Source organism: Nostoc sp., from assembly GCF_036919495.1.
Lineage (GTDB): Bacteria > Cyanobacteriota > Cyanobacteriia > Cyanobacteriales > Nostocaceae > Nostoc.
In genome coordinates this window covers 60,567-73,566 of sequence record NZ_JBALBZ010000032.1, presented here as the reverse complement: position 1 = coordinate 73,566, position 13,000 = coordinate 60,567, and the positions used below count along the sequence as shown (strand labels likewise).

The 13,000-nt window shown below is 40.5% G+C and carries 14 protein-coding genes and 1 pseudogene; 8 read left to right on the top strand and 7 right to left on the bottom strand.

Annotation, left to right across the window (positions count from 1 at the left end):
• Positions 1-76: 76 nt before the first annotated feature.
• Complete coding sequence (locus tag V7K25_RS04570) at positions 77-502, bottom strand: hypothetical protein (protein WP_335155481.1); 426 nt, start codon at positions 500-502, stop codon at positions 77-79.
• 253 nt (positions 503-755) lie between these two features.
• Here V7K25_RS04570 and V7K25_RS04565 point away from each other — a divergent pair, with 253 nt between their 5' ends.
• Positions 756-1,007 (top strand): UPF0175 family protein, encoded by a 252-nt coding sequence (locus V7K25_RS04565; protein ID WP_073645131.1) that lies wholly within the window; start codon positions 756-758, stop codon positions 1,005-1,007.
• Entirely contained in the window at positions 1,000-1,185 is a 186-nt protein-coding gene (locus tag V7K25_RS04560; RefSeq protein WP_335155479.1) for a hypothetical protein, read from the top strand. The genes V7K25_RS04565 and V7K25_RS04560 overlap by 8 nt, the downstream gene beginning before the upstream one ends.
• Before the next feature lie 90 nt (positions 1,186-1,275).
• Here V7K25_RS04560 and pstB read toward each other — a convergent pair whose 3' ends face one another.
• From pstB to V7K25_RS04535, 5 genes are all read right to left on the bottom strand, one after another.
• Complete coding sequence (gene pstB / locus V7K25_RS04555) at positions 1,276-2,106, bottom strand: phosphate ABC transporter ATP-binding protein PstB (protein WP_335155477.1); 831 nt, start codon at positions 2,104-2,106, stop codon at positions 1,276-1,278.
• 51 nt (positions 2,107-2,157) lie between these two features.
• The gene (gene pstA / locus V7K25_RS04550; RefSeq protein ID WP_335155475.1) at positions 2,158-3,057 is read right to left on the bottom strand and encodes a phosphate ABC transporter permease PstA; all 900 of its coding nucleotides are present in this window, start codon (positions 3,055-3,057) and stop codon (positions 2,158-2,160) included.
• Positions 3,058-3,064: 7 nt separating this feature from the next.
• A complete protein-coding gene (gene pstC / locus V7K25_RS04545; protein WP_335155473.1) occupies positions 3,065-4,006 on the bottom strand; it encodes a phosphate ABC transporter permease subunit PstC in 942 nt (313 codons plus the stop codon).
• 49 nt (positions 4,007-4,055) lie between these two features.
• The gene (locus V7K25_RS04540; protein ID WP_335155471.1) at positions 4,056-5,057 is read right to left on the bottom strand and encodes a PstS family phosphate ABC transporter substrate-binding protein; all 1,002 of its coding nucleotides are present in this window, start codon (positions 5,055-5,057) and stop codon (positions 4,056-4,058) included.
• Positions 5,058-5,141: 84 nt separating this feature from the next.
• Positions 5,142-6,299 carry a sulfate ABC transporter substrate-binding protein gene (locus V7K25_RS04535; protein ID WP_335155469.1) on the bottom strand — a complete coding sequence of 386 codons (1,158 nt, stop codon included), beginning with the start codon at positions 6,297-6,299 and terminating at the stop codon, positions 5,142-5,144.
• Positions 6,300-7,124: 825 nt separating this feature from the next.
• Between V7K25_RS04535 and V7K25_RS04530 the strand changes: the two genes are divergently transcribed.
• From V7K25_RS04530 to V7K25_RS04505, 6 genes are all read left to right on the top strand, one after another.
• Complete coding sequence (locus V7K25_RS04530; RefSeq protein ID WP_335155467.1) at positions 7,125-7,340, top strand: hypothetical protein; 216 nt, start codon at positions 7,125-7,127, stop codon at positions 7,338-7,340.
• A gap of 7 nt (positions 7,341-7,347) precedes the next feature.
• Complete coding sequence (locus tag V7K25_RS04525; protein ID WP_334745538.1) at positions 7,348-7,773, top strand: type II toxin-antitoxin system VapC family toxin; 426 nt, start codon at positions 7,348-7,350, stop codon at positions 7,771-7,773.
• A gap of 98 nt (positions 7,774-7,871) precedes the next feature.
• Complete coding sequence (locus tag V7K25_RS04520; RefSeq protein WP_335155465.1) at positions 7,872-9,440, top strand: metallophosphoesterase family protein; 1,569 nt, start codon at positions 7,872-7,874, stop codon at positions 9,438-9,440.
• 532 nt (positions 9,441-9,972) lie between these two features.
• Positions 9,973-10,731 (top strand): YebC/PmpR family DNA-binding transcriptional regulator, encoded by a 759-nt coding sequence (locus V7K25_RS04515; protein ID WP_335155463.1) that lies wholly within the window; start codon positions 9,973-9,975, stop codon positions 10,729-10,731.
• A 210-nt stretch (positions 10,732-10,941) separates the two neighbouring features.
• Positions 10,942-11,115 carry a hypothetical protein gene (locus tag V7K25_RS04510; RefSeq protein WP_335155461.1) on the top strand — a complete coding sequence of 58 codons (174 nt, stop codon included), beginning with the start codon at positions 10,942-10,944 and terminating at the stop codon, positions 11,113-11,115.
• A gap of 191 nt (positions 11,116-11,306) precedes the next feature.
• Positions 11,307-12,560: an FAD-dependent hydroxylase gene (locus V7K25_RS04505; RefSeq protein WP_335155459.1), complete on the top strand. Its 1,254-nt coding sequence runs from the start codon at positions 11,307-11,309 to the stop codon at positions 12,558-12,560.
• A 141-nt stretch (positions 12,561-12,701) separates the two neighbouring features.
• On the opposite strand, the pseudogene V7K25_RS04500 reads toward V7K25_RS04505, so the two are convergent.
• Positions 12,702-12,809: pseudogene (locus tag V7K25_RS04500) on the bottom strand (Uma2 family endonuclease); the annotation flags it as partial.
• Positions 12,810-13,000: the final 191 nt, after the last annotated feature.

Here is a 13,000-nt window from a genome sequence, read left to right as displayed (position 1 = left end):
AAGAGACGCGATTAATCGCGTCTGTTTTTAATTAAAAGTTGTTTCTTAACTCATAACTAATAACATTATTTGCTGTCTAAAACACGTTGATTCTACCATCATCCATAATATATAACGAGCGATCGCCAGGAGAGCGCAAAGTCGGACGGAGTTCCAGGCGCAATGTGCCAAAGTTAGGTTTGGAGACAATTGCTTGTAATGACAAACTCTTTTCGCTCCAAAATATCAGAGATGTATTTGGTTCTGTACCCTCTATTTGTTCTAGATTTAATTTCTGCCCTGGACTCAAGGATATTGCATCAGTCCCAGAGGGTTTTTGAATTTTGATTAAGTTAGGTGTACTATTTATAACTTCAACCCGGATGTGTTGCCCAGGTGTAAACTGAATTGGGTGCGACCCACACTTAGAGGCACAAGTTCGAGCTAAAGTATTACTGGGATTATTGATTGATGCTACTAGAATGGTAGCTGTAACTAAAGCCAAGGACAAAAGCTTAAACATAATACACAGTATAAGTACTAAACTGAAATATTACTTCAATTTCGGACTATTAAGCCTCAGCATATTTTCCAGAATTAAGCTAATGCAAAGCAACATCAGATCATCATTCTTCGATAAGCGATTTAATCGTGATTTAGCCAGTCGTCGAGTTGTTGTTGAGTCACTACTGGGTGCGATCGCTTCGCTATGCTAGTTGGACTGGTGTAAGCCATAATCAAGACAGAATTAGGAATCAGGAACACAGAAGTGAATCATGCACATCCTATCCCTTCATTATCCCGATGACTTACTTATTACCTCCGGTAAATCACCCCAAGCGTTAGAAGCAGAACTCACATTTTTGCTCGCAGTGAAACTATTTGAGCTACGCAGATTATCGCTTGGTAAAGCCGCCGCCTTTTGCAGCATGAACAAACCGCAGTTCATGTACGAACTAGGACGTTTGCAAATCCCTGTTATCAACTTAGATGATGACCAAATCGCCGACGAATTGCGCGATGATTAACTCTGTCATCGTTGCCGATAGCAGCCCCCTCATTTCCTTGGCAATTATCGCGCAACTGGAACTTTTACCCCAACTTTATCAGCGAATATTACTTCCCACAGCCGTATGGGATGAAGTAACAATCCAAGGTGTAGGTTTACCTGGCGCACAAGAGTCTGTAGTGCGATCGCTATTTTAGTGAGTCTGGTATCACAAAACAAAACCCTGTACAAAGTTTTACCTTATTGTACAAGGTTGTCTATTATCCTAAATACTTAGGACAAGCTCTTTAGCCGAAGCGTCCACTGATATAATCCTCAGCTTCTTTAGTTTGAGGAGAACTGAACATCTGGGCTGTAGGATTAAACTCAACTAATTTTCCGCGACGTTTACCATGCTCGTCAATTTCTGTATTGAAGAAAGCCGTAAAATCTGCGACTCTAGAAGCTTGCTGCATATTGTGAGTCACCATAATAATGGTGTATTGCTCCTTGAGTTCTAAGCAGAGTTCTTCTACTTGGCGGCTAGAAATTGGGTCGAGAGCAGAACATGGTTCATCCATTAATAATACATCTGGCTTCATGGCGATCGCACGCGCAATGCAAAGTCGTTGCTGTTGTCCGCCAGATAATGCAGTACCCTTCTCTTTAAGTTTGTCCTTTACTTCATCCCAGATAGCAGCGCGTCTGAGAGAATCTTCCACCAATTCATCGATGTTACCTTTATAACCGTTAGCACGCGGCCCAAAGGAAATATTTTCGTATATTGACTTGGGGAAAGGATTCGGTCTTTGAAAAACCATTCCGATTTGGCGGCGTAATTTTACAGAATTTATCTTAGGATCGTAAATATTGCGATCGCGGTAATTTAGTCTACCCTCAACTTTAGCTCCAGGGATTAAATCATTCATCCGATTGAAGCAACGCAGTAAGGTACTTTTACCACATCCTGAAGGCCCAATAAAAGCAATAATTTGTTTATCAGGAATCTTTATATAGACATCTAAAAGTGCCAGAAATCCTGCATAGAAGACTTTCACACCTTCAACATTGAAAACACTATTATCTTGGTCAATTGTGGCACTATCTGATTGACTTCTATTATTGCTGCTATAGGTCATTTGGTTAAACTCCTAATATCTGTGAATATATCCAATTAGATATTTAATTACCTAATTTATTGAGAAGCGTTGCCGAATATAAATTGCTACACCATTTAAAACTAAAATCAAGGTTAACAACGCAATAATTGTGGCTGCTGCTGCACTAGCAAAACCCGGTTCAGGACGAGTTATATAACTGTAAATCTGAATGGGTAATGCCATAAACCTCTGAAACAAACCAGGGTTAAAGGTGAGAAAACCCACAGCACCTACAACAATCAGAGAGGCTGCATCACCAATAGCGCGGGATACAGAGATAATCACCCCCGTCAAAATACCGGGAACAGCATAGGGTATGACATGACTGCTGATAGTTCGCCATTTTGTGACACCTAATCCGTAAGAAGCATTTCTCAACGAATCTGGGACAGCGCGAATTGCTTCTCTAGAAGTGACAATAATTACTGGTAAAGACAACAAAGATAAAGTCAATGCACCAGAAATCAAAGCGGGGCCAAACCCAAGCAAATAATTGAAAACCCCTAAACCCAGCAATCCATAGACAATAGAAGGTACACCAGCCAGATTGCTGATATTAATCTCAATAATTGCTGTCCACCAAGCTTTAGGTGCATACTCTTCTAGATATAAAGCTGCTCCGACACCAATAGGAACAGTGACGAAAATCACAACCAGCCCTAAAAGAATGCTGCTGATAATTGCAGGTCGGATACCACCTTGGTCAGGAAAACGAGAAGGAGTTTCCGTGAGAAAGCCGGGTGACAAAAATCTGCCTAATCCATCTTTAAAAATATCAAAAAGTAGCAACGCTAGGATAAATAAACCAATCAGCAATCCTAACAAAAAAAGTACTTCAAATACTTTCCCTAATGTCTCCCTATTTTGAACATTATCGGTAAATTCTGCCGCAGAATCTAGAGAATCATCTTGTTGATAACTTGTAGCCATATCTATTTTAGTCGTATTTTTCTTTAAAGCGATTAGCAATCCAGTAACTAACAATATTCAAAGCAAGGGTAAGTATAAATAGAACAGCGCCTACAGCATATAATGTCTTGAAATTGAGACTACCACGCGGACTATCTCCACCAGAAATTTGTGCCATGTAGGCTGTCATTGTTTCTACAGATTCTGCAAAGTTAATAGTTAGTCTTGGTTGCTGTCCGGCGGCGATGAGAACAGTCATTGTTTCACCCACAGCTCGAGAAATACCCAAAATAATCGAGGCTATGATTCCAGAAAGTGCGGCTGGTAGAACTACTTTAAAAATGGTTTCCAGTTTAGTGATACCTAAAGCATAAGATCCTTCTCGCAAAGAACGTGGAACTGCTCGGATGGCATCTAAGCTGATAGAACCAACAGTAGGAGTAATCATTACCCCCATCATTAACCCCGCACTCAAAGCGTTGAATATTTCCAGAGGGATAATATTTCGCAGCAATGGTGTTAGGAATAACAGGGCAAAGTAACCATATACTACTGTAGGTACTCCCGCCAAAAGTTCCACTGCCGGACGTAAAATAGCTGCTACTTTGGGTTGAGCATACTCACTTAAATAAATCGCAGAAGATAAACCTAAAGGAATCGCAACTGCCATTGCAATAGCTGTAGTCAAGAAAGTACCATTAATCAGGGGCCAAACACCAAAATGTTTATTGGCAAATAAAGGTGTCCATTTAGTATCAAGAAAGAATTGGGCAAAGGAAACTTCTTGGAAAAAACTGAATGTCTCCTGAAAAATAATTACGACAATACCAAAAGTAGTCAAAACCGAGACTAAAGCACAAGCAAATAAAATCACCGCAATAATCTTTTCGGAAATATCTTCCGATGCATTTTTCTCCAGTGATTCTCTAGATTGTAGATAAGGAGCGTCTTGAGAATTAGTATTCTGCATAAACAATTAACTTCTGACTAAAACTAAACTACAATACCTAAGACTTAAATTAAATAAAGTTTGTGATCGGTTCACCTGGTTTTGCTTTTTTAAACTTTGTCCCAGTTTCACCAGTCGCAAATTTTTGTTTGACTTTGACGTAAGCTTCATCAGGTAATGCTACATAACCAACACTATCTACCCACTTCCAAGAATTTTCTAGATAAAAATCTACAAATTCTTTTACTGCTGGTTTAGTATCTAAAGATTTTTTGCTGACATAGATGAAGAGAGGACGAGACAAAGGTGTATAGATATTTTTAATTACATTATCCACCGGAACTGGTTTTTCACACTTTCCTGTAAGGCTTTCTACAGCAACTAAATTCAGTTTGTCTTGATTTTGAATGTAGTAAGATATCCCTACATAACCCAAGGCTGATACATCACCTGATACTCCTTGGACGAGAAGGTTTTGATTCTGGGTAGCAGTGTAGTCTGTACGGCCATTCTTGGCTTTGCCAGTCACCGCTTGAGTCATATAATCGAATGTTCCCGTATCAGAAGATGGAGCATACAGCTTCAGCTTTTCGTTAGGAAACTTGGGATTAACTTGATTCCATGCCAATATTTTGCCGTCTGATTTGCCGCCCCAAATCTTACCCAATTCTTTAATAGTTAGACATTTGGCAAAGTTATTTTTACGGTTGGCAATCACGGCGATGCCATCTAAAGCTACAGGCAACTCGACAAATTCAATATTCTTACTTTTACATTTTTTGATTTCTTCATCTCTAATGGTGCGAGAAGCACCAGCTATATCAATATCGCCATTACAAAATTTACTGAAACCACCACCAGTGCCACTTGAGGCAACGCTTACTTTAGCTTCAGGTTTTACTTTACCGTATTCTTCTGCAACTGCTAAAGAAATGGGAAAACCTACAGCTGCACCATCAATACTCACCTGACTTTTCTTTTCTTCATTACTGCTACAAGCAGTGATACTGCTAGCAACAATCATTAACAACATCAGGAAAAAGCTATCCTTAAATCTGTTACGAAAGCTCATAAATTATCAATTTAAATAAAATGACTGTGAATTGCTTATGCTTGGCTATCTGTAAGTAGATAATGCTGCATAAAAAAATAGATATTATGCTTTATTTGCAGCTTGCACTTTGTCAAAAATTGCTCCATCTCTAAAAAACTTTTTCTGGATAATATCCCAGCCACCTAAATCTTGAGATGTGAATAAAGTTTTAATTGGCGGATGTTGTAATGCTACTTCTTGCGTAACGGTGGGGTTAACAGGACGATATTGTAATTTGGCAAATTCCCGTTGAGCTTCTGTTGAGTAAAGAAAATCAACAAAGGCTTGTGCAACTTCTCTTGTACCGTGCTTATCAACGTTTTTATCTACTATTGCTACAGGATTATCAATGGAAATATTAACTTGGGGTACAACATAAGGCAACTTAGCCCCATTCTTACCCGCCAAAATTACCTCATTTTCGTAGTTAATTAAAACATCTCCCTGACCTTTTTGGAAAAAGAACTCGCTTGCTTCACGGGCATCTTTTGTCAGAATAGGGGTGTTTTTATAAACTTTAGTGACATAATTTAATGCTGTGGCTTCGTCGCCTCCCGTTAGACTCACCGAACCCCAAAAAGCTAAGAATTCCCAAATAGCAATACCAGAAGTTTTTGGGTTAGCCGCAATCACTTTCACGCCATCTTTTGCCAAGTCTGCCCAAGTATTGATACCTTTTGGATTGCCTTCGCGAGTGACGATCGCAGCAACCGATCTACTAACAATACCACTTCTGGGAGCTTTGATTTCCCAACCTGATTTAATCAAACCCGCTTGCTGAATTTTGTTGACATCCAGGGGAAGTGCCAAATGTACTATGTCTGCTTCTTGCGAACCGGCAATGACAGCAGCCGCTTGAGCGCCAGAACCACCATAACTTTGCTCAAAGGTGACATTCTGGTTATGTTCTTGCTTCCACTTTTGGACAAATTTGGGGATTATCTGGTCATGAGCTGCTTTGGTGACAGAGAAAGAAATAAGTTTTAGCTTAACATCATTTTTGCTAGCTGAATTGCTTCCAGAGCAGGAGGCAACTGCTATACTCAAAAAAGCACCTATGAGAAACAGACTCACAAAGCTTTGCACAGTGTGTCTATTTAACCAACTCCTAATTGTGTGTTGATATGAGAGTTGTAGAGTCTGCAAAGCTTTCATAGCATAAGCCTGTATACCCTCACTTAGAAATTTACTTAATTGTGTTAGTTGTTGCAACTTGGTCATCAGAATACACCCCTAAATCTACGGTATTTCTAGATGCATACCGTAATTACGAAAATTATAGGATATATAGAATAATATTTATCATCTGGTTTGAATTATTTTTACTAAGTGAGGAGTTTCTCATCAAAGTAGTAAAAGTACGATCTATTAGGATGTAAGCTCTGCCTATCTCCAAAAAGCTGATTTATTTACAGCCTATATACGTTATTTCTGTATAAAATACTTACAACAATTTATTGCTAAGAATTCGGAAAAAAACAGAAAATTTTTTCCCTTTTGTCCCTAAAAGACCTCACCCTGGTTTCAATACGCTTGGGTTAAGGGCTACTTGTACAAAATCGTGGGTTTTGAGACGCGATAAATCGCCGTCTCTACAAGTGTTTTAATCTTATCTGAACTGTATTGACCCTGGTTTGACTGCGTAAAACTTGATTATCTGCTTTTCACGCCTCTACTGATCAGCGATCGCTTGTTTTTTATGCATTTTTTGTCTTTATTGTCAATGCGTAGGTTATAAAATCATCCTGCCACATATCCACCCCAGATTTTGAGTCTCATCGAAAAATGCAACGCATCAGGTTATCCCGTGAAGTGCGATCGCTTATAGTACTTACACCACATTCTACATAAGTACTACATGGAATTTGGGTATTTCAGGCATATTTAGCACGCGTTGTGATTACTTCAGTTGGTGGTTAGACAATTTTGAAAAATCGATATAATTCGTAAGACAGCTATAAGTATCTTCACTAGTTATTGCGTCGTTTACTCTACCTGTATTGCTACAACCAGCTTAGGATAGACTAAAAGCATTTTTTGCAAACAATGGTAGAAAAAATCACAGCAGTCTTTAATGGCAAAGTGTTCTATCCGGCTGAACCGATCGCACTGCCAATCAATACCCGTGTGCGAATCAGTATTGAAATTTTACCGCCAAGCGAACATGAAACAATCTCATTTCTGCTAACGGCGCGATCGCTTAATTTAGATGGGCCACCGGATTGGTGTACCAATATAGATAAATATTTATCCGGTAAGTAAACTTTCCATGCATTCTGAAGTCTTTCTTGATACATCATTTGCTATTGCCTTATCTGCACCGAGCGATCGCTTGCATGACCGAGCCTTACATCTGGCTAAAATGTTACAAGCAGCAGAAACTCGTTTGGTGACAACACAGGCGGTAATGTTAGAAATTGGCAATGCCTTATCCCAACAACCTTATCGTCAAGCGGCAATCATATTATTAAATTCTCTAGTAGCAGACTCCAAAGTAGAAATTGTTCCCCTTTCCCAAGAACTCTACGAACGTGCTTTTGAGCTATATCGAGAACAAACAGAGAAAGAATGGGGATTTGGGGATTGCGTATCTTTTATTGTCATGCAATATAGCGGAATCACTGAAGCCCTGACTGCTGATGAGCATTTTCAACAAGCAGGCTTTCGAGCATTACTGCGAGAAAATTTGCCTTAAAAGTTGGGAATTGGTATTGGTTATTCACAAATGACTAATGACAATTAAATATTTCGTTACAATCGGCATGTGCATTAGGCATTCAAGAGTTATCAGCCATGAAATTGATTTCCGATCCACCGATTCCTGTAAAAATTCAAAAGATGAAGGAACGGGTGCGGTGGATGCATCCAAGTTTTGTACAACGGGGAATCGATCAAACCAGCATAGTTATTGACGATCAGAGAGAAGATAGTCCAGAATTTTCCTTTATGGTTATCGGTGATTCTGGCACCCAATCGCATTATCGGCAACACCCCCAACGAAAAGTTGCTGAACTAATGCTTACTCACCGCGATGATTGCAGTTTTGTGTTGCACACAGGCGATGTAATTTATGTGGTAGGTTCCCAAGAGTATTATTCAACAAACTTTATTGAGCCTTACCGGGAATTCCTTGTAGGTGGCGAGAACCCGAAAGACATTCCTTATGATCGCATGGTGTTTAATCTGCCATTCTTGCCAGTACCAGGTAATCATGATTACTACGATGTGCCGTTGATGTACCGTTTATTTACTGGAACAACATCTTCATTACGTCGCCTGTTCCGCTACAAAGATATTGAGATTGGCTGGCATGGATCGTATCAAGGTAATGCTTATGCACGGGCATTTATGGACTATACAGGGGCGATGTCTTCCCCAGAGTTAGAACGTCATTTAGATCGACACTATACTGCTAAAACCGATACAGGGCGCTGTTTACGTTACGAACCTGGACAGTTTACCCGCTTACCCAATCGCTATTACACCTTTCGTTATGGCGGGATTGATTTTTTTGCACTGGATTCTAATACCTTTAATACACCATCACCCTTACCTGCAACTCAAGAGGGAGAAATTTATCGCCGGGAATTAGAAAAGCGTCGCCAGGAAATCGATCGAGAAGAATTGCAGATTTTGGGAATATGCGATCGTCTCAATCCGGATAAACCCACTGAAGCGGAACAACTTGATGATCTTAGTGCCAAATTAGACCAAATTAATGAAATCAAAATCGATATTGAGAAACAATTGGCATCTCATAAAATGCCTGCGATAGATTTTGAACAACTCGAATGGTTGCGTAGCAGACTCATCGAATCTTGGAACACCTCCGAAGTGCGCGGACGTGTAATCTTTTTCCACCATCCTCCCTATGTCACAGAAGCTACCAAGTGGAATCAGGCACAAACCTTGGCGGTTCGTCACCGTTTGCGCTGGGTGTTTGAACAAGTAGCAGAAACTCTTGGTACTCTAATTAAAGAACGTCCCATAGTCGATTTGATTTTAAACGGTCATGCTCACTGTTTAGAGCATCTTTGCACAACTGATACCGGATTTGCTGACTCTCACATTAACTGCATTATCTCTGGTGGTAGTGGTCATCGTCCCCGTTATCAACGGCAAGAGGGGACTGAATTGATGGAGACTTTTACGGAAATTGCAGGTAAACCTACTCGAAAAGTTGCCGATTCAACGCTTTTTGTGGGCCGTCATGATTACAATTTCCAGAACCGTCTGCCTTATTCATGTGTGCGGATTGATGTTCTGGATGGTAGCCCGCCCAAGTTTATCATCAGACCGTTGATTACTGAACGGTTTGAAGATGAGTGGTATAACCGCGAACTTGAACCATTTGTGATTTAAACAAAAAACCTCACCCTGGTTTTGCGTAGCAAAACCTGTCCCTCTCCTTAGTAAGGCTACGGTGTACGCACACTTTTCTTAGAGTGAAACTGTCACATTCACCCACATCCCGCCCTGAACTTTAGTTCAGGGCTGATAGCTCAAGTCCACTTGAGTGGACTTAATTAGTCATTGAGTCCACTTGAGTGAAATTGGGCTATGAGACTCGGAATTCATTCTGAGGCGGGATAGAAACGCAGTGTGAGATTTATTAATAAACGAGATTTATTCATAAAGATATGGCCGGGGCAAGGCTTGTGTATACACCCTAACCTTACTAAGCAGGGGGATATCCGCCAAGACAGGGTGAGGTTAAACTGAAATTATCAGTAATCATGCGATCGCGCTTTAATCACTTAAAAATCAAATCCAAACGTTGCTGCTTTGACGATAACTTTGCCACTCCGATCTAGCCTTGCACAATTATCTAAAGTTGTGGTTATTGCAAGCGTTTATATCTTAGTCTTGAATAGAGTTTTGATAATTTCAGATTATGGCAGGACATAGTAAATGGGCAAATATTAAGCGCCAAAAAGCGGTAGTAGATGCAAAAAGAGGAAAAACCTTTACTCAGTTATCGCGGGCGATTATAGTTGCGGCTAGAAGTGGCGTACCAGATCCGGCGCTGAATTTTCAACTTCGCACGGCAATTGATAAGGCAAAGGCAGCGAGTATCCCTAATGATAATATTGAACGAGCGATCGCTAAAGGTGCAGGCACTTCTGGCGGTGATAATGCTACCTTTGAAGCTATCCGCTACGAAGGTTACGGCCCCGGTGGTGTAGCAATTTTAATCGAAGCGCTCACAGATAATCGCAATCGTACTGCTGCTGACTTGCGTGTAGCCTTTAGTAAAAATGGTGGCAATCTTGGTGAAGTAGGTTGCGTTAGCTGGATGTTTGACCAAAAAGGCGTTTGTGTAGTGCAGGGTGTGGTTGATGAAGAACAGCTTTTAGAAGCATCTCTCGAAGGCGGTGCTGAGTCTTATGAGATGACTGAAGATGAGATGGCTGAGGTATTGACTGACATTGGCAATTTAGAAACCCTTAGCCAGACACTCAAAAATCAAGGCTTTAAGGTAACTGATGCCGAATTGCGCTGGATTCCTAGTAATAGTGTAGAAGTTACCGAGCCAGATCAGGCGCGATCGCTTTTCAAGTTAATTGATACTCTCGAAGGCTTGGATGATGTGCAAAATGTCACAGCTAACTTTGACGTAGCAGAAGAATTGATGGCTCAGAGCATTTCTTAATCAAAATTCACACAGCCATCATTGCCAAATTACACTTCATTAGACTTGTCCGAAATATTACATTGTAATTGGAAATGCTAGCAAGTATTCCGCCTAAGTCTTATATTTTGCGGATATAAAAATAGACATGAAAGATTCATATCAATTACAAACTTATGACATACGCCTATTGGATAGTTGGATTGTTGATTAACTGATAAGGATTTTCAAGTGAATAAGTTCGCTAAAGCTTTACTTTTGGCTCTAGTCTTTGCTGCACCTGTAACCATTTTTGCATCTCAAGCTCAAGCAGTTGTCCATACTGCTCGCGTAAAAGGTGCTAAAGTTCATCACCATAAGCATCATAGACATCATGCAAAAAACGTAGCTCCTAAAACTAAATAAATAGTTACTATTAGTTCTAAAAGTTTCTAGTAGCTTTGTAATAAAGTTTAGTGTTGGTTTCTCCGAAAGTATAATTGTATTATTTAACCCTGCTGAAATCCCTATCAATCAGCAGGGTTTTTTCATTAACTTGCTCATGAGGGCGCGATCGCGTCAAAATAAGAGTTAAGATGCTGTAACTTAACTTAACAATGACCATAACGCAGCTTGAGCAAATTTCCCCTCAACCTACACCACCAGACTTGCGGGGATATGAATATGATTTGGTAATTGTCGGTGGTGGGATTATTGGGTTAACTCTAGCCTCTGCTTTAAAAAATTCTGGCTTGAGTGTCTTGCTGATTGAAGCGAAAGTGGCATCAGCAGCCGTAGCTAAAGGGCAAGCTTATGCAGTTCATCAGCTTTCGTCGCTAATTTACCAAGGAATTGGAGTTTGGGACAAAATGTTGCCTCAAATAGCCAAATATTGCCGAGTTCGTCTTTCTGATGCCGATTATCCCAATGTGGTGGAATTTACCACAAATGATATAGATACAGCATTGGGTTATGTGGCGGAACACCAAGCGCTATTGCAGCCTTTGCAAGAGTTTGTCCAAGATTGTGCAAACGTGACTTATCTATGTCCGGCTGAAGTGGTAAATACGCAATACCAGAAAGATATAGTAGTGATAGATATTAAAGTTGCCGATCAGTCATACTCAGTTCGCAGCAAATTACTAATAGCAGCAGATGGGGCGCGATCGCCAATTCGTCAAGCTGCTGGTATCAAAACCTCTGGCTGGAAATATTGGCAGTCTTGCATCGTGGCATTTGTCAAACCAGAAAAACCGCACAATAACACCGCTTATGAAAGATTTTGGTCTAGTGGGCCCTTTGCAATTTTACCTTTAACGGGGAACCGTTGCCGCATTGTGTGGACAGCCCCCCACGAAGAAGCAAAAGCTTTATGTGCCTTAGATGATCAGCAATTTTTGGCAGAACTTACCCGTCGCTATGGCGATCAGATGGGAAAATTGGAATTACTAGGCGATCGCTTTGTATTCCAGGTACAACTCATGCAAAGCGATCGCTATGTTCTCCCCCGACTGGCATTAATTGGTGATGCGGCGCACAATTGCCATCCTGTGGGCGGACAAGGTTTAAATTTGGGAATTCGGGATGCAGCAGCTTTAGCGCAAGTAATCCAAACAGCGCACCAAGCGGGTAAAGATATTGGTGACATTCAAATTCTCAAAGGTTATGAACGCTGGCGCAAGCTGGAAAACCTGACGATTTTAGGTTTCACCGATTTGTTAGATCGGATGTTTTCTAATAACTTCTTACCTGTGGTATTGGTGCGTCGTCTGGGTTTATGGTTTTTGCAGCGAGTCCCTGTATTAAAAGTGTTTATGCTGAAGTTGATGATTGGCTTGAAGGGACGGACTCCAGAATTAGCAAAACGATAAGGCTTAAAGACTACACCACAGCAGCTTGAAAAATCTGGTTTGGGGTGAGATTCAATTCAGGAAAAGTTTGGGAAATAATGCGTTCCCCGGAGGGGTTGCCGCAGGCATCGCTATCTCGAAACTTACTTATTTGATATGCACCATTTCAACAATTTCTCCTTTATGTAGTTCGTAGCGGACTCGTCGATTTTCGGGTAGCCAATCAACAAATTCTTCAAAGGTTATTAGCTTGGGTATGGCTTGAGTCATGGATGGTAAAGAATTACTGATGATAGAAATATTATCTCTAATCTAGGGGACTGCGGACAGCTTTTCCACCACGGTTAAGCATCAGGGTATAAATCCGAAAGTGGCGAAACCACAACCCACGTTTTTCTGAATACCAGCTTGACAAACTGGTTGTTTTAATGGTTTTTGTAAACTACTTTTATGACTGCTTT

Coding starts and splice junctions, on each gene's coding strand:
- pstC (WP_335155473.1), bottom strand. CDS start 4,006: ATGCAGAATACTAATTCTCAAGACGCTCCTTATCTACAATCTAGAGAA.
- V7K25_RS04540 (WP_335155471.1), bottom strand. CDS start 5,057: ATGAGCTTTCGTAACAGATTTAAGGATAGCTTTTTCCTGATGTTGTTA.
- V7K25_RS04530 (WP_335155467.1), top strand. CDS start 7,125: ATGGTAGAAAAAATCACAGCAGTCTTTAATGGCAAAGTGTTCTATCCG.
- V7K25_RS04525 (WP_334745538.1), top strand. CDS start 7,348: ATGCATTCTGAAGTCTTTCTTGATACATCATTTGCTATTGCCTTATCT.
- V7K25_RS04565 (WP_073645131.1), top strand. CDS start 756: ATGCACATCCTATCCCTTCATTATCCCGATGACTTACTTATTACCTCC.
- V7K25_RS04505 (WP_335155459.1), top strand. CDS start 11,307: ATGACCATAACGCAGCTTGAGCAAATTTCCCCTCAACCTACACCACCA.
- pstA (WP_335155475.1), bottom strand. CDS start 3,057: ATGGCTACAAGTTATCAACAAGATGATTCTCTAGATTCTGCGGCAGAA.
- V7K25_RS04560 (WP_335155479.1), top strand. CDS start 1,000: ATGATTAACTCTGTCATCGTTGCCGATAGCAGCCCCCTCATTTCCTTG.
- V7K25_RS04570 (WP_335155481.1), bottom strand. CDS start 502: ATGTTTAAGCTTTTGTCCTTGGCTTTAGTTACAGCTACCATTCTAGTA.
- V7K25_RS04515 (WP_335155463.1), top strand. CDS start 9,973: ATGGCAGGACATAGTAAATGGGCAAATATTAAGCGCCAAAAAGCGGTA.
- V7K25_RS04535 (WP_335155469.1), bottom strand. CDS start 6,299: ATGACCAAGTTGCAACAACTAACACAATTAAGTAAATTTCTAAGTGAG.
- V7K25_RS04520 (WP_335155465.1), top strand. CDS start 7,872: ATGAAATTGATTTCCGATCCACCGATTCCTGTAAAAATTCAAAAGATG.
- pstB (WP_335155477.1), bottom strand. CDS start 2,106: ATGACCTATAGCAGCAATAATAGAAGTCAATCAGATAGTGCCACAATT.